At 37.3% G+C, this 24,459-nt stretch carries 27 protein-coding genes and 1 pseudogene; 17 read left to right on the top strand and 11 right to left on the bottom strand.

The annotated features are described in order from the left end of the window. Nucleotides 1–22: 22 nt before the first annotated feature. Nucleotides 23–1,051, top strand: a complete 1,029-nt coding sequence (holA, locus tag I588_RS20610; RefSeq protein WP_010758953.1) for a DNA polymerase III subunit delta — start codon at nt 23–25, stop codon at nt 1,049–1,051. 27 nt (nt 1,052–1,078) lie between these two features. Here holA and rpsT read toward each other — a convergent pair whose 3' ends face one another. The 5 genes from rpsT to I588_RS20585 form a co-directional block, all read right to left on the bottom strand. Beyond that, nucleotides 1,079–1,333, bottom strand: a complete 255-nt coding sequence (rpsT, locus tag I588_RS20605; protein WP_010758954.1) for a 30S ribosomal protein S20 — start codon at nt 1,331–1,333, stop codon at nt 1,079–1,081. A gap of 123 nt (nt 1,334–1,456) precedes the next feature. Further along, nucleotides 1,457–3,367, bottom strand: coding sequence for a heavy metal translocating P-type ATPase (locus tag I588_RS20600; protein WP_010758955.1), 1,911 nt, complete (start codon nt 3,365–3,367; stop codon nt 1,457–1,459). Nucleotides 3,368–3,575: 208 nt separating this feature from the next. Then, nucleotides 3,576–4,406, bottom strand: coding sequence for an undecaprenyl-diphosphate phosphatase (locus I588_RS20595; RefSeq protein WP_010758956.1), 831 nt, complete (start codon nt 4,404–4,406; stop codon nt 3,576–3,578). A 167-nt stretch (nt 4,407–4,573) separates the two neighbouring features. Next, nucleotides 4,574–5,278 carry a histidine phosphatase family protein gene (locus tag I588_RS20590; RefSeq protein WP_010758957.1) on the bottom strand — a complete coding sequence of 235 codons (705 nt, stop codon included), beginning with the start codon at nt 5,276–5,278 and terminating at the stop codon, nt 4,574–4,576. Nucleotides 5,279–5,295: 17 nt separating this feature from the next. Next, nucleotides 5,296–5,922 carry an MBL fold metallo-hydrolase gene (locus tag I588_RS20585; RefSeq protein WP_010758958.1) on the bottom strand — a complete coding sequence of 209 codons (627 nt, stop codon included), beginning with the start codon at nt 5,920–5,922 and terminating at the stop codon, nt 5,296–5,298. A 231-nt stretch (nt 5,923–6,153) separates the two neighbouring features. Here I588_RS20585 and I588_RS20580 point away from each other — a divergent pair, with 231 nt between their 5' ends. Beyond that, nucleotides 6,154–8,505 carry a helicase C-terminal domain-containing protein gene (locus tag I588_RS20580; RefSeq protein ID WP_010758959.1) on the top strand — a complete coding sequence of 784 codons (2,352 nt, stop codon included), beginning with the start codon at nt 6,154–6,156 and terminating at the stop codon, nt 8,503–8,505. A 161-nt stretch (nt 8,506–8,666) separates the two neighbouring features. Further along, nucleotides 8,667–9,065 carry an SRPBCC family protein gene (locus I588_RS20575; RefSeq protein ID WP_010758960.1) on the top strand — a complete coding sequence of 133 codons (399 nt, stop codon included), beginning with the start codon at nt 8,667–8,669 and terminating at the stop codon, nt 9,063–9,065. Between the two features lie 41 nt (nt 9,066–9,106). Here the strand turns inward: I588_RS20575 and I588_RS20570 are convergent, their stop codons facing one another. Then, the gene (locus tag I588_RS20570; protein ID WP_010758961.1) at nt 9,107–9,598 is read right to left on the bottom strand and encodes a YajQ family cyclic di-GMP-binding protein; all 492 of its coding nucleotides are present in this window, start codon (nt 9,596–9,598) and stop codon (nt 9,107–9,109) included. A 139-nt stretch (nt 9,599–9,737) separates the two neighbouring features. On the opposite strand from I588_RS20570, the gene I588_RS20565 reads away from it, so the two are divergent. The 6 genes from I588_RS20565 to I588_RS26545 all read left to right on the top strand — a co-directional run bounded on the left by I588_RS20565 (nt 9,738) and on the right by I588_RS26545 (nt 14,360). Continuing rightward, nucleotides 9,738–10,646 (top strand): YitT family protein, encoded by a 909-nt coding sequence (locus I588_RS20565; protein ID WP_010758962.1) that lies wholly within the window; start codon nt 9,738–9,740, stop codon nt 10,644–10,646. A gap of 171 nt (nt 10,647–10,817) precedes the next feature. Beyond that, nucleotides 10,818–11,159, top strand: coding sequence for a metal-sulfur cluster assembly factor (locus I588_RS20560; RefSeq protein ID WP_010758963.1), 342 nt, complete (start codon nt 10,818–10,820; stop codon nt 11,157–11,159). 215 nt (nt 11,160–11,374) lie between these two features. Next, on the top strand, nt 11,375–11,725 hold the full coding sequence (locus I588_RS26560; protein ID WP_010758964.1) for a hypothetical protein: 351 nt from the start codon (nt 11,375–11,377) through the stop codon (nt 11,723–11,725). Between the two features lie 28 nt (nt 11,726–11,753). Continuing rightward, on the top strand, nt 11,754–12,005 hold the full coding sequence (locus tag I588_RS28085; RefSeq protein ID WP_010758965.1) for a tyrosine-type recombinase/integrase: 252 nt from the start codon (nt 11,754–11,756) through the stop codon (nt 12,003–12,005). A 1-nt stretch (nt 12,006) separates the two neighbouring features. Next, entirely contained in the window at nt 12,007–12,348 is a 342-nt protein-coding gene (locus I588_RS26550; protein WP_139244099.1) for a tyrosine-type recombinase/integrase, read from the top strand. Between the two features lie 653 nt (nt 12,349–13,001). Next, nucleotides 13,002–14,360: an FRG domain-containing protein gene (locus I588_RS26545; protein ID WP_010758967.1), complete on the top strand. Its 1,359-nt coding sequence runs from the start codon at nt 13,002–13,004 to the stop codon at nt 14,358–14,360. A gap of 51 nt (nt 14,361–14,411) precedes the next feature. Here the strand turns inward: I588_RS26545 and I588_RS20545 are convergent, their stop codons facing one another. Beyond that, nucleotides 14,412–14,717, bottom strand: a complete 306-nt coding sequence (locus tag I588_RS20545; protein ID WP_010758968.1) for a hypothetical protein — start codon at nt 14,715–14,717, stop codon at nt 14,412–14,414. 23 nt (nt 14,718–14,740) lie between these two features. Then, on the bottom strand, nt 14,741–15,022 hold the full coding sequence (locus I588_RS20540; protein ID WP_010758969.1) for a hypothetical protein: 282 nt from the start codon (nt 15,020–15,022) through the stop codon (nt 14,741–14,743). A gap of 239 nt (nt 15,023–15,261) precedes the next feature. Between I588_RS20540 and I588_RS28245 the strand changes: the two are divergent. After that, nucleotides 15,262–15,330: pseudogene (locus tag I588_RS28245) on the top strand (metal-sulfur cluster assembly factor); the annotation flags it as partial. A gap of 240 nt (nt 15,331–15,570) precedes the next feature. Here the strand turns inward: I588_RS28245 and I588_RS20535 are convergent. Further along, complete coding sequence (locus I588_RS20535; RefSeq protein ID WP_010758970.1) at nt 15,571–15,990, bottom strand: hypothetical protein; 420 nt, start codon at nt 15,988–15,990, stop codon at nt 15,571–15,573. Between the two features lie 419 nt (nt 15,991–16,409). On the opposite strand from I588_RS20535, the gene I588_RS20530 reads away from it, so the two are divergent. Continuing rightward, complete coding sequence (locus I588_RS20530; RefSeq protein WP_010758971.1) at nt 16,410–16,754, top strand: carboxymuconolactone decarboxylase family protein; 345 nt, start codon at nt 16,410–16,412, stop codon at nt 16,752–16,754. A gap of 60 nt (nt 16,755–16,814) precedes the next feature. Here I588_RS20530 and I588_RS20525 read toward each other — a convergent pair whose 3' ends face one another. Further along, nucleotides 16,815–17,429, bottom strand: a complete 615-nt coding sequence (locus I588_RS20525; protein WP_010758972.1) for a hypothetical protein — start codon at nt 17,427–17,429, stop codon at nt 16,815–16,817. A 120-nt stretch (nt 17,430–17,549) separates the two neighbouring features. On the opposite strand from I588_RS20525, the gene I588_RS20520 reads away from it, so the two are divergent. From I588_RS20520 to I588_RS20495, 6 genes are all read left to right on the top strand, one after another. Beyond that, nucleotides 17,550–19,085, top strand: a complete 1,536-nt coding sequence (locus I588_RS20520; RefSeq protein WP_010758973.1) for an ABC transporter permease/substrate-binding protein — start codon at nt 17,550–17,552, stop codon at nt 19,083–19,085. Further along, on the top strand, nt 19,086–20,033 hold the full coding sequence (locus I588_RS20515) for an ABC transporter ATP-binding protein (RefSeq protein WP_010758974.1): 948 nt from the start codon (nt 19,086–19,088) through the stop codon (nt 20,031–20,033). Between the two features lie 99 nt (nt 20,034–20,132). Further along, nucleotides 20,133–21,458, top strand: a complete 1,326-nt coding sequence (locus I588_RS20510) for a dihydrolipoyl dehydrogenase family protein (RefSeq protein WP_010758975.1) — start codon at nt 20,133–20,135, stop codon at nt 21,456–21,458. A gap of 74 nt (nt 21,459–21,532) precedes the next feature. Next, nucleotides 21,533–22,219: a hypothetical protein gene (locus I588_RS20505; protein WP_034694497.1), complete on the top strand. Its 687-nt coding sequence runs from the start codon at nt 21,533–21,535 to the stop codon at nt 22,217–22,219. Nucleotides 22,220–22,223: 4 nt separating this feature from the next. Then, the gene (locus I588_RS20500; protein WP_010758977.1) at nt 22,224–23,135 is read left to right on the top strand and encodes a sce7725 family protein; all 912 of its coding nucleotides are present in this window, start codon (nt 22,224–22,226) and stop codon (nt 23,133–23,135) included. A 2-nt stretch (nt 23,136–23,137) separates the two neighbouring features. After that, nucleotides 23,138–23,794: a GNAT family N-acetyltransferase gene (locus I588_RS20495; protein WP_010758978.1), complete on the top strand. Its 657-nt coding sequence runs from the start codon at nt 23,138–23,140 to the stop codon at nt 23,792–23,794. 15 nt (nt 23,795–23,809) lie between these two features. Here I588_RS20495 and I588_RS20490 read toward each other — a convergent pair whose 3' ends face one another. Next, on the bottom strand, nt 23,810–24,355 hold the full coding sequence (locus I588_RS20490) for a guanylate kinase (protein ID WP_010758979.1): 546 nt from the start codon (nt 24,353–24,355) through the stop codon (nt 23,810–23,812). Between the last annotated feature and the right edge of the window lie 104 nt (nt 24,356–24,459).

The raw sequence follows: 24,459 nt of genomic DNA, 5'->3' as shown, positions 1-24,459 counted from the left end.
ATAAAACAGCAGGAGGAAAGACATGAATACACACGAAGCACTTCAAGCCATTCGCAGTCAAGCACTGCAGCCGGTTTATTTAATTACAGGAACAGAAGACTATTTACAGCAGGAATTACGTCAGGCTTTCATGGAGCGGATGAAAGCCGATGATTTGGAAGAGCTGAATTTTATGTCCTTTGATATGGAAGAAAGCACCTTAGATCAAGTTGTTGGAGAAGCGGAATCCATGCCATTTTTCGGTGACTACCGCATGGTTTTCGTTGAGAAGCCGTATTTTTTAACCGGAGAGAAAAAAAGCTCAGCTCCCGAACAGGATGTTGACGCCTTACTGAATTATTTAAAAACACCACTAGATTCGACAGTCTTAGTGATTTGGGCCAGCTACCCTAAGCTGGACGCCCGGAAAAAAATTACCAAAGCGTTGAAAAAGCAAGCTGTCGTAATCGATGCTGCACCCTTGCAGGAAGGCGATTTACGAAATTTCTTACAGCGCTATATCAGTAATGAAGGGGCCAAGATTTCTCGAGAAGCTTTTGATTTGTTCTTGCGTTTGACGGATTTTGATTTATCAAAAGCAATGAATGAATTAAATAAGCTATTATTATTTGCAGGTGAAGGTGGAACAATCACATTGCAGCAGGTAGAGGATTTAGTTCCCAAAACGCTGGAGCACAACGTTTTTGAATTAACTGAACAAGTATTGAAGGGAAATGCTGCTAAGGCTTACCAGACCTACGAGGAATTGCATATCCAAGGAGAAGAAACAATTAAGCTGAATGCTATTTTAATCAGCCAAGTTCGTTTGCTGCTGCAGACGAAAATCCTGCAAAAGATCGGCTATCAACAGGCGAATATCGCTGAAACGTTAGGAATACATCCTTATCGAATTAAATTGGCTATGCAGCAGGTAGCGAAGTTTCCATTAAATGTTTTATCCGATATGTACGATCAATTGGTAGAAAATGATTACCAAGTGAAAATTGGCCAGTTAGATAAAGAGCTGGCCTTCCAGTTATTTATCCTCAAAACAACTGCTAAGATTAAATAAAAAAACCGATCATATGATCGGTTTTTATTATTTAGCTAATTCACGTGCTAAGCGTGCTTTGTCACGGTTTGCTTTGTTTTTATGGATTAATCCTTTTGATTCAGCCATATCAATTGCTTTTACCGCTGCTTTGTGAAGCTCGTTAGTATTTTCAGCTCCTGCTGCCACAGCTTCTTCAAATTTCTTGATAGTTGTGCGCATTGCGCTCATTTGTGAAGAGTTTTTTGCACTTGCGTTTTCGCTTGTGCGAACACGTTTAATTGCAGATTCAATGTTTGGCATGGGTTTCACCTCCGAATTCAGTCTTATACGGAATTTCCGTACAATTCAACATTACTCATTATACATAAAGGCTTGTCGCAATGCAATAAAATCGTGACAAGTTTTTTCCCTTAACAGAAAAACTCAATGAGATTGACTAGACTGATACAGTGGACAGTCATTACAGTTTTGTGAGCGACCAGAATGAACTTCTTCTTTTAACGGCAACAGTAGACGCAAACCGTTAAATATGACCAGAATTGTACTACCTTCATGTCCAACTACTCCTAATGGTAAACTTAAGAATTGTGTAAAGTTGCTGATGATCAGCAAGGCAATCACCGTTAAGGAAAAGGTAATGTTTTGTTTAACTACCCGCTTTAACTTTTTAGCTAATCGATGACTGTATGCTAATTTTTCTAGGTCATTCTTAATCAATACAATATCAGAAACATCCATAGCTACATCGGTTCCTTGGCCCATAGCGACACCTATAGCCGCTGTTGCCAGCGCAGGAGCATCATTGATCCCATCACCAACCATTGCATTTACGCCATATTCGTCTTTCTGCTTTTGAATAAATGCTGTTTTCTCAGCAGGCAAACAATTGGCGTGATAGTCATCAATTCCAGTTGCTTCTGCTACATAGGCAGCAGAACCTTCGTTATCACCAGTCAGCATAGTAGTATGAATATGCTGCTCTTTAAAGTAGCGAATCACATCTTCAGTACCTGCTTTCGGCAGATCAATTAATCCTAAAAGAGCCACCAGCTGATCGTCCTTTGAAAGGAAAATAATTGTTTTACCAGTCTCTCTTAAATGTTTAATAGTAGTTTCAGCAATAGAGCCTTCTTGATAGGCATGTTTACCCAGCTTCCAGGTAGAGCCATTATAAACAGTTTCCAAACCGGTTCCAGCTTTTTCCTCAACCCGCAAGTCAGTAAAGCGTTCTTCGTCGTGGAAAAACTGAAGAATGGCCAAAGCCAAAGGGTGTGTTGAATAAGCTTCCATCGAAACTAGCATTTTAGGAATCACGGGATCATCTACTAGCTGTTTAAAATCAGTCACTCGTGGTTTACCTCGAGTTAAAGTCCCCGTTTTATCAAAAGAAATGGCTCGCAGATCTGCTAAACGCTCCAGTTCTTTTCCAGATTTAAAGAGTACTCCTTTTTTAGCTCCATTAGAAATGGCTGAAAGAGTAGCTGGGGTAGCAGATGCCACCAATGCACAAGGTGAGGCAACCACTAACAAGACCATCCCACGATAAAAGCTTTCTTGAAAGCTCCAACCAATTACAAAGTGAGTAAGCAAAATCATTAGAGGCACAGCAGCCAGTACGATTTTTACATACACATTTTCAATTTTTTCGATAAAGCTGGCTGTCTCACTTTGTTCGTTTTGAGCATGCTCGACAAGCTTGATGATCTGAGCAAACAAGGTTTCGTCGCTGGTCTTAGTAACCTTCATTTTAAAGGCATTGCCTGTATTAATTGTACCGCCAAATACCTCGTCATTAGGTTCTTTTTCCACTGGTACCGATTCACCAGAGATGGCTGCTTCATCGATTGATGTACTGTGATCCAACAAAATTCCGTCAATAGGAATCGCACTTCCTTTTGCTACAAAGACAAAATCATCCACCTGCAGCTCACTAACATCTACTTCAACTTGTTCACCTGTTTCAGAAATACGAACAGCTTTCGTTGGTGAAAGATTCATTAAAGCAGTAATCTCCTTGGTGCTCTTGTTGGTTGCGTATTCTTCTAATGCTCCGCTTAAACAAAAGATGAAAGTCAGCATAGCACCTTCAAACCAATTGCCGATTAAACAGGCCCCAATGGCAGCTAATGCCATAAGTAAGTCTACGTTTAAGGTTCGGTCATTCCATAATTCTTGTAGTCCTTCAGTTGTTTGTTTCCATCCGCCAAAAACAATAGCAGCCACATATAAGATTGGATAATAAGTGAAAGTAGTTATTTCGGCCACCTTGCCGGAAACTAGTAAAATAAGACAGAAAAGGGTAGAGAGAAACGCTTGTTTTTCTTCTTTACTCATTTTTCTTCCTCCTCTCACATCTATCGTAGCATATTCAAGAGTTAATTGATAATGAAATATCGTAATTGAGAATGAAAGTAATTATCAATTAGAAAAACCAAGATAAATTAGTGTTTCTAAACGGATTATAGATATAATAATTATAAATTGAACCTTTAAAAGGAAAGCAAAAAAAAAAACTGCAAGCATCTACAGCTTGCAGCAATTTTTACATAGCGATTAGCCAGTAACCGATTAGGATAATCCCTAAGATAATTCGATACCAACCAAAAACGGTGAAGTCATTCCGTTTAATATAGTCCAATAAGAATTTGATAGCGACAATTGAAACAACAAAAGCAGTCGCCATACCAACAAGTAAAATAGTAATTTGGGCGAAATCAAAAGAATTACCATTCATCAGGAACTTAACAATTTTTAAGCCGCTAGCTCCAAACATCACTGGAATTCCTAAGAAGAAGGAAAACTCTGTTGCTACAAAACGAGAGGAGCCAATTAAAATCGCTCCTAAAATAGTCGCGCCAGAACGAGAAGTACCTGGAACCAAAGACAAGACTTGGAAGAAGCCGACAATTAAAGCTGCCTTATAAGTAAAGTCATTCAAGCTGGTACATTTAGGTGTTTTTGTTTTGTTGTGCCGTTCCACCACAATAAAAGCAATCCCGTAAACAATTAACATGATTGCTACAGGCAAAAATTTGTGGAAATGAGCATCAAGAAAATCATCCAGCAGCAAACCTAATACGGCAGCAGGAATACAAGCAACAACAACCTTTGACCAAAGAGTCCAGGTTTCACTTTTTTCAACTTGATTTTTCTTTCCAGAGAACGGATTAAGCTTGTCGAAGTACAAAACAACGACGGCTAAAATCGCTCCTAGTTGAATCACGACATTGAACATTTCAGTAAAAGCAGGGCTGACATCCATCTTGATAAATTCATCCACCAAAATCAAATGTCCTGTTGAGGAAATCGGCAACCATTCCGTGATACCTTCGACAATACCGAGAATAATTGCTTTGAAAATATTAATAAGCATGAATTTGTTCCTTTCTGATTAATGACATAGACAAGTATACCGTTTCGTTGTATGAAAAACCATTGAAATAAGAGAAAGGTTTTTTTAAGATTTCCTTCATAAAATAAGAATATTCTTATTCAAATAAAAAAGCAGGAACCAGTTTGGCTCCTGCTGCAAGATATAAACTAATCATTGGCTTTGTCAGCAATGGTTTTACCACGTTCAAGATAGCTAATATCATTGATCGCACGAATAGTAAATTTACCATCTTGGTATTTCACACGGTTAATACTGCCATTTAATAAGTTGGCACGTACTGGTTGTTTGCTGTCAATTAAACTTAACAGAAAGGCGATTGTTAAACCATGGGAAACAATTAAAACATTTCCGCCGCCATCTTTTTCTCGACGTTGAGCGATATCCTCAAAACCGTTCCAAACCCGTTCTCTTAATTTTTCGTAAGGCTCTGCCCAGCTCGCAGTATCGGCACCGACAATTGCATCAGCGATTTCCTTAAAGGTAACTTCAGTAGCGAATAGATCATCTTCTGTCTTGAAGTTTAAAACACGAGGTAATACACCCCACATTTCAGCATCATAAGCACCTTCCAGTGAACCAAAACACCACTCGCGAATTCGTGGATCTACATGGTAGGGCAGATCTTTGCCATCTGGATGCTCGCCCAACAGGATACGCATTGTTTCAATTGCACGACCAGAATCACTTGAATAAGCTTCTTCAAACTTAGTATCTTGTAAGCCAAGTCCAACGTATTGAATTCCTTCGCGCCCTTTTGTTGTTAATGGTGTATCACACCAGCCTTGTACACGCTCTAAAGTATTAAACATTGTTTTCCCATGACGTACAATATAAAGATTTGTCTCTTTCATTTCATTACCTCCATTTTTTAGTTAAAGAAAGGATTAGTATCGATTTCGTGCCCAATTGTCGTCGCTTCACCGTGTCCTGGATAAGCTGGCAATTCTCTAGGTAAAGTAAACAAATAGGTCTTGATACTGTAAAGCAGCTGTTGCAGATCTCCCGTGTAAAGATCCGTGCGGCCGATACTTCCTCTAAATAGCGCGTCACCGACTACAACAAAATCATCAAAAATAAAGCTGACGCTGCCAATTGAATGCCCAGGAGTCGGTACTACCTCAAAAGACATTCCACCTATTTCGTATTTTTTTAAGTCAAACTCGTATTCAGCCGGTTGTACAATCAAATCGGGCATATTGCGATGACTGCTTAAGCCTGAAAGGTTATAGATTGGATTACCCAACCATTCTTGCTCCAAAGCGCTCACGTAAACTGGCACCCCATATAAATTGCGTAATTGTTCCACTGCACCAATATGATCATAGTGTGTGTGGGTTAACAAAATCGCTACTGGCTTGCGGCCGGTTCGTTTAATTTCACTTGCAATACGATCACCTTCTGATCCTGGATCAACAATCAGCAAGTTTTCTTCGTTATAAATCAGGTAGCAGTTTTCTTGAGCTGCTCCTGTCACAAGTCCTTCAATATGGATCATGTTTTCCCTCCTAACATTCTTTTTCATTATACATGAAAACAGCAAAAAAGTGGGGATAGACTGTTTTTATTCTAATAATTTCCACCCTTCAGATACACAAGTAAAAATCTAGTTAATTTCAAAAAAACTACAACAAATAAATTCTATTAAAGTATTTCCCACGGAATAAAGAGCACTTGACGACAGGCTAAAAATCTTCTATTGTGAAAAGGCACGAAGAGAGGTGAGGACGTGTCAATTAAAAAAATCGCTGTAAGAAGCTTAGTAGAATTAATTTTGCGCAGCGGCAGTATTGATGAAGGTAAAAACAGCAACCATACAGCACAAGAGGGTGCGCGTATTCATCGTAAGCTGCAAAAAGCAGCGGGAGAAGACTACCAAAAGGAAGTATGGCTAAAGAAGCAATTGTCAATTGCCGGCATCGATGTACAAATCGAAGGCCGAGCAGATGGCATCTATATAGAAGATGATCTAACCATTATCGATGAAATCAAGACTTCGGAAACGCCCTTTGAAGAGCTTGAAGAAGGCATTGTTAATTTATATTTCTACCAGGCAATGGTGTATGCCTACATTTATGCTGAGCAGGAAGAATTAGAGCGAATCGGGACTCGCCTAACTTATTTCCAAACAGTAGAGGAACAGATTACAGCCCGTGTACGAACCTTTACCTTTGAAGAGCTTCGTACATTTTTCAACAATTTAGTCCAAAAATATGAAGATTGGCTGGTTTTTCAAACTGAATGGCGAGAAACACGTAATCAATCGTTACAAGCAATGAGCTTTCCGTTTCCAAAGTATCGGGCTGGACAGCGGGAGTTGGCGGGAGCCGTCTATAAAACAATTGCAGCTCAGCAAAAATTATTTGTTGAAGCCCCTACCGGTATTGGAAAAACTATGTCTACCTTATTTCCAGCTTTTAAGGGAATGGGTGAGGAACTAGGGGAACGAATTTTCTATCTAACTGCAAAGACGATTACTCGTCAAGTAGCGGAAGAAACGGTAGGGAAACTTGCTAAGCAAGAAGCACGGGTTAAAAGTGTTACCTTAACAGCCAAAGACAAAATTTGTTTCCTGACGGAACGCAATTGTACTCCTGAACACTGTCCCTTTGCCAAAGGTTATTATGATCGAGTAAATGATGGATTATGGGATATGCTGCATCAGGAGGATCAATATACTCGCCCAGTAATTGAAGAGTATGCTCGCAAGCATGAGCTTTGTCCTTTTGAGTTATCACTGGACGTTAGTCGTTTTAGTGATTTAGTAATCGGAGACTACAACTATTTATTCGATCCGACAGTTTATTTGCGGCGCTTTTTCGAAGAAGAGGATAAAAACAATTTAGTGTTGGTCGATGAGGCTCATAATCTGGTCAGCCGTTCAAAAGACATGTACTCAGCTGAAATTTCCCGGCAGCGAATTCACGACGTTGGTCAGCAATTAAACAAAAAGCAGAAAAAATTACGAAATGCTTTTAATCGAGTAGATAATGAATTTGAGTTGATCAATCAAGTTTTGGAAGAAAAGAAGGTCTCTTACTTTCATCAGCCGGCAGCAGCCGAGGGATTGCTGAACCGATTGTTTCAGCTGCAAGAATTAATGAAGGAATGGTTAGCTGAAAATGCTGAGGACCCTTTACAAGAGAAGCTGCTGACTGTCTACTTTGATATTGTTCGTTATACTCGAATGGGAGAGTTATACGATGATCATTACGAAACTACGATAGAAGCAAAAAATTATGACTTGATTGTCAAAGAGTACTGTATTGATCCTTCTTGGTTTTTACAGCAAACGATGGCAAAGGTTGGAAGTACGACTCTTTTTTCAGCTAGCTTTTCACCCTTAGATTATTATAAAGACGTTTTGGGTGGGGAAGAAGACAGCTTAACTTATCGTTTACCAAGTCCTTTTCCACCTGAAAATCAGCTGGTTATTGTCGATGCTCACGTACAAACTACCTATCGAATGCGTGAGCAAAGTTTGCCACAGATTGTTGAGGCAATTCACGCACTAATTAAAACTAAAACAGGGAATTATATGGTATTTTTTCCTTCTTTTAAGTATTTAGACGATGTCGCCGATGAATTCCGAGAAGCTTATCCTGAATATCGAATAAGTATTCAGGGCTCAAAGCTGGATGAAGCAGAAAGAGAAGCCTTTTTGGCAAATTTCCAAGCATCACCATCAGAAACTATGGTTGCCTTTTGTGTACTTGGCGGTATTTTCTCAGAGGGAATCGACTTAGTAGGTGAACGGTTAAGTGGTGCAATTATAGTAGGAGTAGGGTTGCCGCAGGTTAACCATGAGCAAGAGCTTATCAAAGAGTATTATGATGAAAAAAAGAATGCAGGGTTTAGTTATGCTTATCAGCTGCCCGGAATGAACAAAGTAATTCAGGCAGCTGGCCGGGTCATTAGAACCATGACTGATCGAGGAATTGTATTACTGTTGGATCAGCGTTACACCAATCCTCATTACAGTCAATTACTGCCGCCAAACTGGCAAGATCGAAAAATTGTCCGCTCAACTCAAGCAATCACACAATTAGCTGAAGCGTTTTGGGAAAATGGATGCAAATAACCTGCATCCATTTTTTATGCCAAAAAGCTATTTTGTAAAGTTCATCGCATCCTGTATTTCATCTAAAATCTGTTTTATCCGAAACCTCTCCAATTTAGGCAAAAAATGGAGAGGTTTTTCGGTATAATTAAAGTAAACTAAAGATAAGGAGTGTGAAGATAATGACCTTATCAACAATTGAAGTTATGATTGATGCTAAAATCGAGGACGTTTGGCAGGTGGTAACTCAACTTGAGAATGTGACTTGGCGCAGTGATATTAGTCGAATTGAAGTATTAAACGAAGGCACGGAATTCGTGGAATACATTATGGACGGTTATCCTACTCATTTCACTATTACAGAATTTCACCCACCGACTGATTATGCTTTTACGATGAATAATGACAATATGAGTGGGAAATGGCGAGGGACATTAACAAAGAGAGGGGAGCAAACACAGGCTGTATTTACTGAAGAAGTATACGCTAAAAAACTATTTTTAAAACCTTTTGTAAAACGGTATTTGGCCAAACAGCAAAAACAATATATGCAAGACCTGAAAAAACACTTAGAAAAATAAGAGAGGATGAGCGGAAATCAAACGCCGTTCATCCTCTCTTGTTAGCGGTAATTTGTAAATTGAACATCAATTGGTAAATCCAGCTCTTTTACCAAGGCAATGACCTTTTGCAGATCATCACGGTTTTTCCCTGTGATACGCAATTGATCTTCCTGGATTTGTGCTTTGACTTTCAGCTTGCTGTTTTTAATCGCGGTAGTAATTTTCTTGGCATTGTCTTTATCAATTCCACTGATTAAATCAGCTTTTTGGCGAGCGGTTCCTCCAAGCGCATGTTCAGAAGTTGAAAAATGGATGTTTTTCAACGGAACATTGCGTTTAATTAGTTTGCTGAACAGGACATCCTTAACCTGTTCAATTTTGTAGTCATCCTCAGCACTAACCACCAGCTGATTTCCCTCTAATGTAATATCAAAGGTTGATCCTTTAAAGTCAAAACGATTCTTTAATTCCTTCAAAGCAATTTGAATCCCATTTTTCACTTCTTCCTTATTCATTTCTGAAACAATGTCAAAACTTGCATCTTTTGCCATAGTCATCCTCCTTTAATTTTAGTTTATCAAAAAACGTTAAGAAAGCCATGATTATTCTCTTATCTTTCTAAGAAAAGATTGGAGCTTTTTCATCTTCCCTGTTAATCTATAGATGATGTTGAAACGGGAGGTTAATGAAATGCACAAAGTGATCGATTACAATAGAAAAGACTTAGTTAAAAAAATCCTCGTCATCCTATTAACTGGGATAACTGGCGCTGTTGGTTTGAACTTTTTTTTAATCCCAGCAAATGTTTTTTCGGCCGGAATGACAGGGATTGCACAAATAGTAGGCGCTTTTTTTCAACAATTATTTGGTATGTCTATTGATACGGGTATCCTAATTTTCCTGTTAAATGTGCCAGTTTTCATTTTAGGCTTCTTAAAATTAGGGAAGTCAGCAATGCTCTTAAGCTTTCTTAATGTCTTGTCCATTTCCTTTTTTACGACACTAGTTCCTGTTGGAGAAATTACGGACAATGTTCTAATGAATGCAATTACAGGTGGCGTATTGCTTGGTTTAGGCGGTGGATTCTCATTAAAATACGGTTTCACTACGGGTGGATTAGATATTGTTTCATTATTACTTTCCAGAACGACTGGTCGGACTGTAGGTAATTATATTATGCTGCTGAACGGTGTTATTGTTGTAATTGCAGGATTCTTCTTTAATTGGGAAAGTGCTTTATATACAATCATTACCATTTTCACGATGGGGAGCGTGGTAGATATGATTCATACTAGCCATCAGAAAATGACCGCTTTTATTACTACTAATAAGAGTAAAGAGCTTCGAGATGCTCTTTACAATAGCCTAGTTCGGGGAATGACCGTGATTCCAGCAAAGGGAGGATTCAGTTCAACCGATCGTGAAGTATTAATGATCGTTCTAACCCGCTATGAATTGTATGAGTTAAAACAAATTGTTCAAACGGTTGATCCAATGGCCTTTACTAATATAGTTGCTACAGAATCAGTTGTAGGCAGTTTTCTCAATGAGGACGAACAAAAGAAGATTAAGAAAAGTAGTAACCAACAAATTATGTAAGTATTTATTGTTAGGAGCATTAGTACTCCTGCCAAGAGTACTAATGACAAGCTCTTTGTTTAAGAAAAAGCTTTATTTTCATGAGATCAGGAAAAACCTGCCAGTTCTCATTTACAAAACCTTATTGATAGAGTAAAATAAATGCGAAACTCGAAAAAGGGGTGGCAACGAATGGAAGAAAATAAACAGAATTGGTCTGAGTCAGAAATCGAAGAGATTAAAGAACGCATTTTAACAGCTTTGGAATCTGTCATTGACCCAGAATTAGGGATAGATATCGTAAATCTTGGCTTGATTTATGAAGTGGATTTTGAACAAAGTGGAAATGCAGTAATTAAAATGACTTTAACTACAATGGGCTGTCCTTTAGCTGATGTATTGACTGATCAAATTCAATCTGCATTACACGAAATTCCAGAAGTCAACAATGTAGAAGTGAAACTAGTATGGTACCCAGCGTGGACCACTGACAAAATGAGCCGTTATGCTCGGATTGCATTAGGAATTAGATAATACTGTAATGTCAGTGTTTTAAATGTATTTTATCAGGTATACCAATTCAGATTTCATTCTTGGTGAGTATAACTAGTAGGGAATCCAGTTAGCATGTTTTTTATAACTGTGGGAATATTCTTCTATATGGACAACTGATAATTTGTTTTTAAGATATTTAAGAATAAAGCTCTCTCTGTAGCTCTTAATTGAGATATGGGGAGGGCTTTCTTGTTATGGTAATAAACATAGATTTTCAAAGTTCGCTAATTGAAATGGAGCTTACTGACAGAGCAAGAGGATTAACAGAAAAATCAATAAAGAAAAATAATAAGGTATTGAACATGTTTTTTAGGTATTTGGAAGATCAGTTTCAAATATCATCCCTTGATCAACTAAAACTTGCACATATTAAAATGTTTAAGGCTTATAAAAAAGGTGAGGAGAATGCTGAGTCCTATGTAAATGTCTTTTTGAGATCAATAAGAGCAATGTGTATTTATGCAGAAAATGAAGATTATATGACTCAACAGGAGAATTCAACCCTAAGAGTTAAATGGATGAAAAGAGCAAAAGAAAATAGTTAGGTCTTGGTCTGATGAGGATATTGAAAAAATGCTTAGATACACAGAAATGGAGGTTAAGGAGACCAGAAAGAGAATTAAAAGTAGTAGAGGACAATCTTCTTGGTTTATTGCTGAGAGAAATAGATTAATGATTATGTTGCTGACTGATACAGGATTAAGAATAAGTGAGTTAGAAAATTTACACTCTGATGATTTCACTGAAAGAGACATTTTTATAAGTAGAGGCAAAGGTAAAGAGGACAGGGTTGTATACACATCAGAAACAGAAATTGAAGTATGAAATGGCTAAAGAACAATATTTTAAATCAAGAGATTTAATCCCAGACCCATATTTATTTGTCTCAAGGCTAGGTGAGAAATTGACAAATGATGCTACTGAAATTGCTATAAGAAAAATAGGTATTGAATCAGGTTGTGATCCCACTGTAAGAATGAGTCCCCATACTTTTAGACATTACTTTACTCAAAAACAACTAGATTTAGGGACTAGTATTTATGACATCCAAAGGCTGTTAGGGCATTCATCAATACAAACAACTGAAACTTACCTAAGATCAATATCTTCTGACAAGGTATTGAAAAAAGGATTAACAAACAGTCCATTAATGAATTTGAAAAGGTAAGAACCAAAAAGAGCCTCCTGCTGACGACAGGAGACTCAGAAGCTCTGACAAAGCTTCACAACTGATCTACTTAGGTTCATTGAGCATTAATACTTCATAAACCAGTTACTCCTCATTATACAAAGAGGTATCCATATTTTCAACTAGAGGAGTTCTGGTCAGCCTTATTGAAAGTTTTTCTTAGGCTGAAAGAGTTAAAAGGTCAGTCAGAGAGCTGACACTCAAAGAAAAAGAGTCTGCTGTAGGACTGCCACAAAAAAATTACAGACAACAGTTGGGGCATTTTGTCTCTATAATGGTGAGAAGCTGTTGAAAATATCTGGGGTGTTACTACCAGACCATTAAAAAGGTGTAGGAGGGAGTCCTTATGTAGGCTAATTTCCCTTATCAAGCATTTGCAGAGTTTATTTGAGTTCTCTGCCTGAAAAAACAGCTCTTTTTAAATAATTGAGAAGAAAAAAGACTCTTGCTTGAAAGGTTACTCAAGGGCCAGGTGAGAGTGTATTGCATAACTCAATGATCACAAATTTTGAAGCAACAAAATTACTATTGTTCATACTAATTATAAGGAATAAATATATATTGATATTTCCATTTACTGACATCAAACATTTTGGTAAACTTTGCATAGATAGTCAATAAGGGGTGTTTTTTTGAATAAAAGTGATGAAGAATTATTTAGTAAATATTCTATGTATAGTAAACCAAATGTCACCAATGTGAAAAATTTAAAGGACATATATGATAAGTTTCTTAGTGGCGAAACTGGAAACAGCCTTTACTCTGGTGACAATAGTGTTCTTCTAAGAGGAGAGGCTGGAGTTTACTCAGATCCAATTGCATCAGTGAACAGATTGCGAGACCCAAATTTTCTGAAAATTATCCAAGAGTATCATGGAGAAATTGGTGCTGATATTTCTACTTTAGAAGAGAATAATTTCTTGTTTTATTCTCAGCATCATGGATTACCAACTCCATTACTTGATACCACAGAAATACTGAATACTGCATTATATTTTGCTACTAATGAAGATGGGCAGGGGGAGCAAGGTCAACTGCATGTTTTTGATAAGAGGTTGTGCATTGACATTAGCAGCATCCCACATAAAGGATTTTGGGATATTGACATTGAAAAAGAATACCTGTCTATGCTTGCAAATAAAGGGAGTGAGCTATTTTCTTTAATGTTCAATGGACTTGAAAGGGCTAGGCAGCAAGATAAAAGCATTAACTCTATACTTAATGTCTGGAATAATGATTTGATAAAGTACATTAGTGATTTTCCTGTTATTGATATGATGGATGATGCTCCAAAACATATGAAAAATGATGTTGTCTATCAAAATTATATGGAAGTAGCTAAACTGTTAAATACCAAATACATTGAAGGAGACTATCTAAAAGAAACCCAATCAATTGAGGATTTCATACATGAAGGTCTATCTGATGTATACACACATGTGTGGGATGAAGAAGACCCTAGTTATGACTATGATGACCAATTCCCTAAGCTTTTACATTATGAAACAGAACAAACACTTGTGGATGTTCTGTTTGCAAAGTATTTATCTTTGAATAATTCTTACATTTCTTTTTATGAAATGGGTGGTGAAGTTCAAAAACAGATCAAGCAAGATAGTGTATTTAAGTATTTCTGTCTTCTAGATATTGCTCTATTTGTTCTAGGTAGAAGCATATATGTAAATAGGACATCAGAGTATCTTCCACATTTACCATATCTTTTGGTTAATCCTAGTGTCAAGTTTGGCAGAATAAAAGCACAACAAGGTAATTTTTTGTATCAAATTTCAGCTAAATACAATTACATTAATAATGACAAAAATACAAAATATACTGCGAGAGTAATTCAGAAAATTGTTAGTAATGAAAGGATTCTAATTGAGAATAAAGAAACTGTATTAAAAGAATTAGACTACATGGGAATTAACAGAGGGACAATTTATCTTGATCCCGATAACATTGCAAAGCATATAACTAGTAAATACAAATAATAAGAAAAAGGGTTGCAGTAATGCACCCTTTTTCTATGCCATCTTTTTTTGTCAGTCTGGTTTAAAGAAATCCTCAACCATATACTCAACTGGTTTTCCTGAAAGATGAATTTCCATTGGTGATAATTCAAAAAATAGAGCCTTATGATATGGAAAGTCTATATAATAGTTTTTGATTGTAGTGATGACAAACATTGTTTTACCATCTTTGTGGTATCTATAAGAAGAATCATAGCTTCTACCATTTGCCTTTATAGCAGTGCTGAGGGGCACAGAGTAGGGCTGTCCCTTTTTTGCAAACCAGTAAGGCATATCATCTATGTATTTTTTTGATTGCAACTTATGGAACAGTTTCATGACTAATCACCTACCTTTCATCTTTAAATTGGCTTAGAATTGATCTCTGAAACATAGTTATTAAGAACATCAGCCCATTCTGTATAAAACTCTGAATCAGGCTGAACAAACTGGATGTCTTTCCACCAAATATATGAAGTTGTCAAACTGAAACCATCTTGATCAAAAATCAGAAGATAAAAACAAGAATATTGTTTGCCATTTGTTTGAGTTATTGTGACTTGTTGTTTAGCTGCAAAAGCTGCAAGGATGATTGTGTCAATCTGATGATCAGTCATCTGCCTAGTTTCTTTATATGCTTCCATTTCTGATCTCCCCAATGTTATTCACTTATGCAAACATATATTCTCGTATTGTTAATATTTTTGTAAAGTAGGAGATATAGAAATTTTATTGGACTACTGATAAGTAATTTTAAATAAGTAATGTTGTCTTATAGGTAGTCCAAATTTTTTTCTTTTATTTTAATTGATATACTAAGCACTAAGAGATACCTAAAGAGAAGCATTTTCTTAATTAAATAACTTAAAACTATCATTTAGGTGTTTGGTACCCAGCGTGGACCACTGACAAAATGAGCCGTTATGCTCGGATTGCATTAGGAATTAGATAAAGACAGGTTTTATTAAAAGTCTTCTCTGTTAAGGGGAAGCCTTTTTTTATTTTCTTAAATATAGGGAAATGCCCTAATCTTAATAGGAGCAAGTTCCGTGGGGAAGCGGAACTTACATAGGTGAAACTGGGAATACTTGACTAATAAATTTTTAGAAGGAAATAGCTAATTAATCATAAACCATGGGCTTTACAAGAATGGCAAAGCCCACGGTATTTAGATTTATAATCTTTAAGTCGGTCAATTCAACTGTTCTGGCTTGTCTTTAATCATGTAGCTTTCAGTAGTAATGCTGATTAATTTACCTGTATTAGGATTATCATTACTAAATTGAGCTGCTTTTATTTGATGCATGCCAGTTTGAAGATAGGATGGTCGACTTGCTTTTTCGTCAGATATCACAAATTTTCCTAGATTAATATAATAGTATTTGGTGCCATCAAAGATCGCATAAGATAAGTAATCATCAACAAAAATAAATACTTTATGCGCTCTTTCTTGAGGAACTACAACCATAGTTAACCCTATTTTTGCTTCATTTTCCTCAGAGTAATAGAGGACAATTTGTTGATCATCGTATAAAGTAGACTGATTGTTGCTTTTCAAATAGCTTAATATATTTCCCTTTTTGTATTCACTAAACTGATATTTTCTAGTCAAATTCCTTCACCTCTTCAAAAATGTTCTCTCTTTGATAAAAGAGGCGATCATGTATCTCTAATGTAAAAGAGAGAAAACGACCAAACAAAGAATAACGTTCCCTGCATTTTTCTTCCTCCTCCTCTCCGGAAATACACAGGAATTTTAACACTTATAAAGTTTCAAAAAGGAAATAACACAATAACTCATTAAAGTTTTAGCAGTTAATCAACTAGATGAGCAATTTGCTCAGATAAAGGCTTTACATATTAAAGAAAATCCATCTGATTTCAAGAAATAGTTGACACTTTTTGAAAGTTAAAAATACTTTTGTCATCGGTGAGTTTTTTATTCTCAATAGAACTTTTTTTGCAATCAAACGTCTCTGAGAACGCTTCAAAAAGATTATGGTATAATTTTTATAAAGGAGGAATGTTTATATGACAGATTTTAAAGCTAAATTTGAGGAGTCAGCACAAAACAGTGCGGTATTAAAGAAGAATAGCCCTGAAGTGATGGAAAAATTCATGGGCGTAGCGAAAGAAGTCCTGACACCTAAGAATTTGGATGCGAAAACAAAAGAATTGATTGCTGTAGGGATTGCCGTTTCGGTACGCTGTGAGGATTGTATTATGGCGCATGTGCGTAATGCCATTCAAGCTGGGGCGACTATGGAAGAGCTATCTGAAACAATTGAGGTGGCTATTTTAATGGGCGGCGGACCTTCCACTGCTTATGGTGCTAAAGCTTTGGCAATCGCTGAATACTTATTCAGTCAAGCATAAAATAAACAAAAAGAGCCACGGATGAAATTCTTGCTGATAGAATCTCATCTGTAGCTCTTTTTATATATTCCTGCCAATACTTGGATCATTTAGGGAACCTTTATTGTTACTGGCTAAGGAGTAGGCGTCCTCCAACAAGAAAAGTAATTTTGTTGTTCGGTCTTGGGCACGTTGATTCAGCTTAGACAGTTGTTCATTTCGTTCTTCTTTAGATAGAGGATAAATCATTAACAGCCGATAAATCATCTTTAAATCTTGTTTCCGTACAAGAGGAAAATGTTGGATCAACACTTGGTTTAAATCCGCATTCATTTGATTAATTCCGTGAAGGTCATTTTTCTGAATCGTGTAACGGGTTAAATAATTCTGTAATGTTATTGCTGGCTGCTCAGTAGATAGACCGCCGCTCCAGCTGGCTGTCAAAAGAACGAAAGTGTCCAAAGGCTCAAGCTGTTTTAAAAAGGCAACGACACCGGCAAATAACAGTCGCTGTTGGATTCTTTCATAGAGTTCAGGAGCGTTTTTGTTCAAACGAACAAATTCATTTGTAAAATTATTGCTTTGCATTAAATTAGCCTGCAACGTTTTGAACCAGTTATAGTAATAAGAATTTGTGTAGGTTAAGATTTGATCGTTGATAGTTAAATGAATAGTTGGTAAGTCTTTTTCAAGCATTTTTTTATCTCCTTTTTGTTTTTTATAAAGCTTTTTTGAAGTAACGATTGAGCGAATCTTTTTGACGACCCTTCTTCTTCCGTTATACTTAATTTAATACAGAAGGGAAAGGTACAGGCTATGAACGATATTATACAAACATTTATGGAGCGAAAGGATGATTTGCTGGATGCAATTTTTGAACATTTGGCGATCTCACTAAGCGCTCTTTTGATTGCCATTTTAATTGCAATACCTCTGGCGATTCTTCTCAGCCAAAGAAAAAGATTAGCGGAGATTGTGTTGCAGCTAACAAGTATTTTGCAAACAATTCCGTCACTTGCTTTATTGGGGCTGTTGATTCCCTTTGTGGGGATCGGAACAGTGCCAGCTTTGATTGCACTAGTAGTATACGCTCTTTTACCAATTTTCCAAAATACTTATATTGGATTATCTGAAATTGATCCTTCCATAGAAGAAGCGGCTGATGCTTTTGGTATGTCTCGCATGCGCAAGCTTTTTAAAGTGGAACTACCAATGGCGATGCCTGTGATTATTTCTGGTATTCGTACCGCGCTGGTCCTAATCATAGGTACAGCGACTTTAGCAGCCTTAATTGGTGCTGGTGGACTAGGTACATTTATTTTGCTTGGTATTGATCGTAATGATCCAACCTTAACATTAATTGGAGCAATTAGTTCGGCTTTATTGGCAATTATCTTTAGCGGCTTGATTCGCTTCTTGCAGCATCGCAGTATGAGAACTACTTTAATCACACTTGGTGTTGTATTCTTAGGTATTGGCGGTATTTTCTTTGCCCAACACAACCCATTAGCGGATCAGACTGTTACTATTGCTGGCAAACTAGGCTCAGAGCCTGATATTTTAATCAATATGTACAAAGAAGTTATCCAGGATGAAGACCCATCCATTCAGGTGGATTTGAAGCCAAACTTTGGTAAGACTAGTTTCTTGTTTAGTGCCTTAGAGAACGATCAGGTAGATATTTATCCTGAGTTTACCGGAACAGTCCTAGAAAGCTTAGTTAAAGTCCCCGAAGGAACTGAAACAAATGGTTCGAAGGAGAAAACCTATACTGAAGCCAATAAATTATTAAATGAACAATTTAATATGAAGCTTTTAGAACCGATGGCTTATGAAAACACCTATGCTTTAGCAATGAAACGAGAAGTAGCTGAAGAACGTGGCTATAAAAAGATTTCGGATTTAGTTGCTGATGAAGGCAATCTTCGTGCCGGTTTTACTTTGGAATTTATAGATCGTCAAGACGGCTATCGAGGAATTCAAGAATTATATGGCCTGAATTTTGGCTCTGTGCAGAGTATGGAACCAGCGTTACGCTATCAAGCCATTGAAAATGGGGATGTAGATGTCATTGATGGCTATTCTACAGACAGTGAGATTAAGCAGTATGATTTAGTTACTCTAGAAGATGATATGAATCTATTCCCACCATATCAGGGTGCTGCTTTGATGCGAAATGACTTTGCTAAAGACCATCCAACCGTTGTTAAGGCAATGAATCGTTTGGCTGGTAAGATTACTGAAGATCAAATGATCGACATGAATTATCAAGTGAATGTTGAAGGCAAACAGCCTGCAGCAGTTGCCCGTGACTTTTTAACGAAAGAAAAGATCATTGGGGGGGAGAAGTAGATGGAATCAATTATTGAATTTAAAAATGTAGGCAAAGAATTCGAAGGTCAAGTGGTGTTAAAAGACTTAAATCTCTCCGTTAAACAGGGCGAAATCTTCGTACTGGTTGGACCTTCTGGCAGTGGTAAGACCACTTCTCTTAAGATGATTAATGGCTTAGTTGAACCAAGTGAAGGGGATGTCTATTATAAAAATCAGCGTATCAAGGAATATGACATCCACAAGCTGCGTTGGCAGATTGGCTATGTTTTACAACAAATTGCTCTTTTCCCAACAATGACAGTTAAAGAAAATATTGATGTCATTCCTGAGATGTTAGGCTGGGATAAAAAACGACGAAATCAGCGTGCAGATGAATTGTTAAAAGAAGTTGATTTAGATCCTCAAACCTTCCGCACACGTATGCCGGCTGAATTATCCGGTGGGCAAAGCCAACGTATTGGAATTTTACGAGCATTAGCTGCAGAGCCTGATGTCATTTTGATGGATGAGCCTTTTAGTGCTCTAGATCCTATTTCAAGAACAAGTTTGCAGGATTTGGTTTTAGAGCTTCATAAGAAGTTAGGGAATACGATTGTTTTTGTTACCCATAACATGAAGGAAGCTTTGAAATTAGGTGATCGAATTGCAGTGATGCATGAAGGTAAATTAATTCAATGCGACACTCCTGAAATGATTCAGAGCCAACCCAAAGATGCATTTGTTAAAGCATTCTTTGATGAAGCTACTGATGAACTTCATGAACAAACCTTGGAAACTGTTTTTAAGGCTGGTTACCATCAAGCAGTGATAACTCCAGAAGAAGACATTCCAGTCTTAGGGCTTAAAACGAATATTAGCCAAGCCTTTGAAGCATTTGCTGATCACGAAAAAATTTATATCGAAGATGAACAACAGAAAGTAATTGCTGAAGTTACTCGAGCTGATATTTTCCGTTTCTTAAGCTGATTGAAGGCTATCTAACGATTTTTAAAGTAAGACAGTATAAAAAATAGAGCTGATTTTTCTTTGGAAAACCAACTCGTTAATATTAGAGGAGGATGTAAAATGAAAAATTATGATGCCATCGTTATCGGCGGCGGACCTGGCGGAATCGCAGCGGCCTATGATTTAAAAGAACAAAACAAATCCGTTGCAGTGATTGAAGCAGATCTTTGGGGCGGAACGTGTCCCAACCGCGGCTGCGACCCTAAAAAGATCTTGATGAGTGCTGTTGAAGCAAAAGCTCGTGTTGAAAAATTGAATGGTAAAGGGTTTAATACTTCTCCGGAGATTCACTGGGAAGAACTGATGAAGTTCAAACGTTCTTATACCGAATCTGTACCTAGCAACACCAAAAAGGGCTTTGAAGATGCAGAAATCGACACCTTTGAAGGACAGGCGGAATTTATTGATGCCCACACGATTGAAGTGGCAGATGAACGATTATCAGCAAAACAATTCCTAATTGCTACGGGTCAACGTCCGGCTATTTTACCAATTGAAGGACAGGAATACTTGCAAACAAGTACGGACTTCCTAAATCTAGATAATTTACCAGAACGTATTGCATTCATTGGAGCTGGCTACATTGCCTTTGAATTGGCTACAATTGCCAACGCTGCTGGAGCGGAGGTTCATGTAATTCAACACAATGATCAACCGTTAAAAGGCTTCGATAAAGAATTAGCAATGAACTTAACTGATCATTTAAAAAATAAGGGAATTACCTTTCATTTCAATGTTGATGTTGCTAAAGTAGAACCTCTTGATCCTGGCTATCGTTTATCTGCAGACAATTTTGAATTAATTACGGATATGGTAGTAGCTGCTGCTGGAAGAGTTCCAAATATTGAAACATTAAAACTGGATAAAGCAGGAGTGACTTATTCAAAAAGAGGGATTCCTGTTGACGAGCATTTACGAACAAATCAATCGCACATTTTTGCTTGTGGCGATGTATTGGAAAAAGCGTATCCTAAGTTGACTCCAGTTTCAGGATTTGAAGCTTCTTATGTAGTAAATGCGATGAATGGAGAAACAGAGCCGATTCATTATCCATTGATCCCTTCACTTGTTTTTGGTGATCAGAAATTAGCAAGAATTGGTTTAAGTGAAAAAGAATTAAGTGAACATCCTGAAAAATACCATAGTGAAACCATGGAACTAGGCAGTTGGTTTACTTACTTCCGTATTAATGATCAAGAAGCTAAGATTAAACTTGTGTATGATGATCAGAAAAAAATAGTAGCTATTACTTGCTTTAGTGAATTGGCGGATGAGTTAATTAACTATTTTAACCTGATTTTAGAGAAAAAGGTTAGCCATGAAGAGTTGGCTGATTTTATCTTTGCTTATCCGACGCCCGCTAGTGATTTAGAATATTTCATTTAAAACAGAGGGATTCCTCTGTTTTTTTTATGCTGATTGTGCTAAAGTATACGAAAATACGTTCCCATGGTGATGAAATGAAAACAGAATTAACGCAAGATATCGAGAAAGCCTTATATTATTATTGTATGGACTTGGGAGCTCTAGTGGTAGAAGAAGTATCTATGCCCGAAGAGCAAGGGATTGTAGACACTTTAGCCTGTTTTTTTAAAGAAGAGAGCTTCGAATGGCGCTGCTATGAGCTAAAGGTAACGAAAGCTGATTTTAGATCAAAGGCAAAGTTGTCTTTTATTGGTCATTACAATTATTTTGTGCTGCCCCAAGCTTTATATGATGCAGTGAAGGAGGAAATCCCAGCAGAAATTGGGGTATTGGTTTATCGGCCTTATGATAATCTAGAAGAAGAAATGTGGGCGAAAGGAACCTTTATTATTGTCAAAAGGCCTGTGAGACAGGAGCTGAAGGTGGCAGAATTAGCCTTAACTCAGCGCTTTATGTCCTCCATGTTCCGAGAGGTTCAAAAGGCCAAACGCATGGATTATGGCACATCATTTTTCTCAACAAGTCAATTGTACAAGGAATTACGTAAGCGAAGTTTAGAAAAAGATCATCTAAGTGAAGGAAATTATTACCAACGATTTGTTGACGATGTTCAAAACGAACGGGTTGCCAGCTTAGAAGAGGAGTTAGCAGCGTTGCAGCAGGATTACGATTTTTTAAAACGGCAGCGGCAGGTTCGTCGGCCAACTGAACCTTTGGAGTGAGTATATGTATTATCCATATTTAAGAGGAAAACAATTTGATTTATTAGCTTTGACCACATTAATTAAGGAAAAACGCTGGTCTCCATCGATTATCCCGATTATTGAACCCGTTAGAGATTCTGCTACCCTAAAAAAAACAGTGGAAGCCTTTGATCGAACGAATCTCCCACTTTACATAGTTGAAAATCCACAGGTTGGAACCTTCAAACTGTTCAATGATAAAAAGCATTTATGGACGTTGTCAGAGGACTCTTCAGTTAAAACAGCTCGAATTGTGACAACTGATGATAAAATAGAAAGCGCTGATCTACTCTTATTCAATGAACGTTCTCCACGCTCTTTGCAGCATCTTCACTATCTAATGGAAAAGAATGCCCAAATGGTCATCCCTGATCAAGGGCGTTTTCGAATTTTGCCAGCTGAAGAACGTATTCTGTTACAGGAAGCTTTCCAGCCTCGTAGACATATTGTCGATTATGCCGTAAAAGAAGATGACTTTTTCACTGATAATCATTTATACTATTTAGAGGATGGCTTTGCCGGCTACAGTGACTATACAATTGAAGGCAGCCACTACTTTGATAAAGGTGGTCCAAGTCGCGCAATTGCGATTCACATTACTTATTTTGATGCGTATTTAAACTTACGGGTGAAACACTTTGTTTCAGAAACAAATGATTCAGCAAAGGATCAAGGGTTGAAGTTCTGTGAGGCATTAGATAAGCTAAGCAGTTGGTATCATAGAAATCAAGATCAATTGCTTTTGACATTGGGACTTCAGCAGTTGTTAAGTTATGAAAAAAATGGTAAATTTCCGGGCTTAGGGACAATTAAGAAATGGTCATTGGCTCATCATTTAGAGCTGCTAAGCAGTTATTTTGAACATGGAGACCATTGGATGAAGGGGATGGCGTAAATATGGGGTATGAAGATAAGGATTATATTACCCGGATGGCTAAGCAGGCTGGAGAAGTAATAGGTGGATTACTAGGGAAAAAGGATGCAGAAGAAATTCTTTCCTTTGGCGAAGAACAAAGAGCTGGCGACAAACTGGAAGAGACTATTACGCTGCGAAAAACAGTTAAAGCAGACATTCCGGAAATGCTGCTGATCTTTGAAGAGGCTAGAAACTATTTAAAGGAGCAGGGATCTCCTCAATGGCAGGATGGTCATGGTCCAGATGAGGCCGCTATCCTAAAAGACATGGCTAAAGATTATAGCTATGTTTTGGTTCAAAATGAAGCAGTGATAGGAACCGTGGCTTTAGTGGGCGGCGTAGATCCTGTTTATGAAGCAATTGATGGGCAATGGCAAGGTGATCAAGACTATGTTTCAATTCATCGAGTTGCTGTAAGCCAGAAAACACGAAGCAAGGGTTTAGGTAAAATTTTGTTAGAAAAAGCCATTGAGCAATCGAAAAGTTTGGGCTATCGTGATATTCGAATTGATACATATCCTGCGAATCAACCAATGCTGCGTCTAATTGATAAGCTAGGATTCACATATTGTGGCATGATCCATTTTCCTTTCAAAAATGGCGAGCGAAAAGCTTTCCAATTATTAGTTAGTAAATAAAAAGCCATGATTCGGCTAGCGAAGGTTCGCTTTCAGCTGCTGAATCATGGCTTTTAAAGGTTGTTCGCCATCTATTTTTATTAAATCAGGCAATTTTTCTAATTCGGGATATTGTTCTTGCTCTTTTGAAAATAATTTTAAGCGTCGAGTGATTTCCTCTGAGGAAGCTTGGCGTTTTTTTAATCGTTGATGAATCGTTTCCTTTGAAACATCAATTAGCACTGGAACGACAGTTGAACCAAAAGTTTTCCGTAAATTCCAAAAGCCCGGCATAGTAATTGGGTCATAGCAATCTCCTTTTTCCAAGGCCTGTTTAATACTAGCCATAGCAATACCATAATATTGATGATCATAATAATCATATTCGGCAAAAGCGTTCTGTTGAATCATTTCTTCGAAAACAGCTCTTGGTACAAAGTGATAATCTACATTATCTTTTTCGCCGCTACGTTTAGGACGAGTAGTATAGGAAATAATTTTTTGTTCAGGTTTAAAGCTGCTGGCAGCTAAAGTTGTTTTCCCTGAGCCACTAGGACCGATAAATAGGTAACAATGGTTCATCCTTTCTCCTCCTTCTTTTTTCTTTAAGTATAAAGAAAAACAGCTAATTCAGCTAGAAACAAGTAATAAAGTAAATCAAGTATTGCCAATCCAAGAAAAATACA

This window comes from Enterococcus pallens ATCC BAA-351 (genome assembly GCF_000407485.1).
GTDB lineage: Bacteria > Bacillota > Bacilli > Lactobacillales > Enterococcaceae > Enterococcus_A > Enterococcus_A pallens.
The sequence above is the reverse complement of the archived record's forward strand: the minus strand, read 5'-3'. Positions and strand labels throughout refer to the sequence as shown.

Coding starts and splice junctions, on each gene's coding strand:
- holA (WP_010758953.1), top strand. CDS start 23: ATGAATACACACGAAGCACTTCAAGCCATTCGCAGTCAAGCACTGCAG.
- rpsT (WP_010758954.1), bottom strand. CDS start 1,333: ATGCCAAACATTGAATCTGCAATTAAACGTGTTCGCACAAGCGAAAAC.
- I588_RS20600 (WP_010758955.1), bottom strand. CDS start 3,367: ATGAGTAAAGAAGAAAAACAAGCGTTTCTCTCTACCCTTTTCTGTCTT.
- I588_RS20595 (WP_010758956.1), bottom strand. CDS start 4,406: ATGCTTATTAATATTTTCAAAGCAATTATTCTCGGTATTGTCGAAGGT.
- I588_RS20590 (WP_010758957.1), bottom strand. CDS start 5,278: ATGAAAGAGACAAATCTTTATATTGTACGTCATGGGAAAACAATGTTT.
- I588_RS20585 (WP_010758958.1), bottom strand. CDS start 5,922: ATGATCCATATTGAAGGACTTGTGACAGGAGCAGCTCAAGAAAACTGC.
- I588_RS20575 (WP_010758960.1), top strand. CDS start 8,667: ATGACCTTATCAACAATTGAAGTTATGATTGATGCTAAAATCGAGGAC.
- I588_RS20570 (WP_010758961.1), bottom strand. CDS start 9,598: ATGGCAAAAGATGCAAGTTTTGACATTGTTTCAGAAATGAATAAGGAA.
- I588_RS20565 (WP_010758962.1), top strand. CDS start 9,738: ATGCACAAAGTGATCGATTACAATAGAAAAGACTTAGTTAAAAAAATC.
- I588_RS20560 (WP_010758963.1), top strand. CDS start 10,818: ATGGAAGAAAATAAACAGAATTGGTCTGAGTCAGAAATCGAAGAGATT.
- I588_RS26560 (WP_010758964.1), top strand. CDS start 11,375: ATGGTAATAAACATAGATTTTCAAAGTTCGCTAATTGAAATGGAGCTT.
- I588_RS28085 (WP_010758965.1), top strand. CDS start 11,754: ATGCTTAGATACACAGAAATGGAGGTTAAGGAGACCAGAAAGAGAATT.
- I588_RS26550 (WP_139244099.1), top strand. CDS start 12,007: ATGGCTAAAGAACAATATTTTAAATCAAGAGATTTAATCCCAGACCCA.
- I588_RS20545 (WP_010758968.1), bottom strand. CDS start 14,717: ATGAAACTGTTCCATAAGTTGCAATCAAAAAAATACATAGATGATATG.
- I588_RS20540 (WP_010758969.1), bottom strand. CDS start 15,022: ATGGAAGCATATAAAGAAACTAGGCAGATGACTGATCATCAGATTGAC.
- I588_RS20530 (WP_010758971.1), top strand. CDS start 16,410: ATGACAGATTTTAAAGCTAAATTTGAGGAGTCAGCACAAAACAGTGCG.
- I588_RS20525 (WP_010758972.1), bottom strand. CDS start 17,429: ATGCTTGAAAAAGACTTACCAACTATTCATTTAACTATCAACGATCAA.
- I588_RS20520 (WP_010758973.1), top strand. CDS start 17,550: ATGAACGATATTATACAAACATTTATGGAGCGAAAGGATGATTTGCTG.
- I588_RS20515 (WP_010758974.1), top strand. CDS start 19,086: ATGGAATCAATTATTGAATTTAAAAATGTAGGCAAAGAATTCGAAGGT.
- I588_RS20510 (WP_010758975.1), top strand. CDS start 20,133: ATGAAAAATTATGATGCCATCGTTATCGGCGGCGGACCTGGCGGAATC.
- I588_RS20505 (WP_034694497.1), top strand. CDS start 21,533: ATGAAAACAGAATTAACGCAAGATATCGAGAAAGCCTTATATTATTAT.
- I588_RS20500 (WP_010758977.1), top strand. CDS start 22,224: ATGTATTATCCATATTTAAGAGGAAAACAATTTGATTTATTAGCTTTG.
- I588_RS20495 (WP_010758978.1), top strand. CDS start 23,138: ATGGGGTATGAAGATAAGGATTATATTACCCGGATGGCTAAGCAGGCT.
- I588_RS20490 (WP_010758979.1), bottom strand. CDS start 24,355: ATGAACCATTGTTACCTATTTATCGGTCCTAGTGGCTCAGGGAAAACA.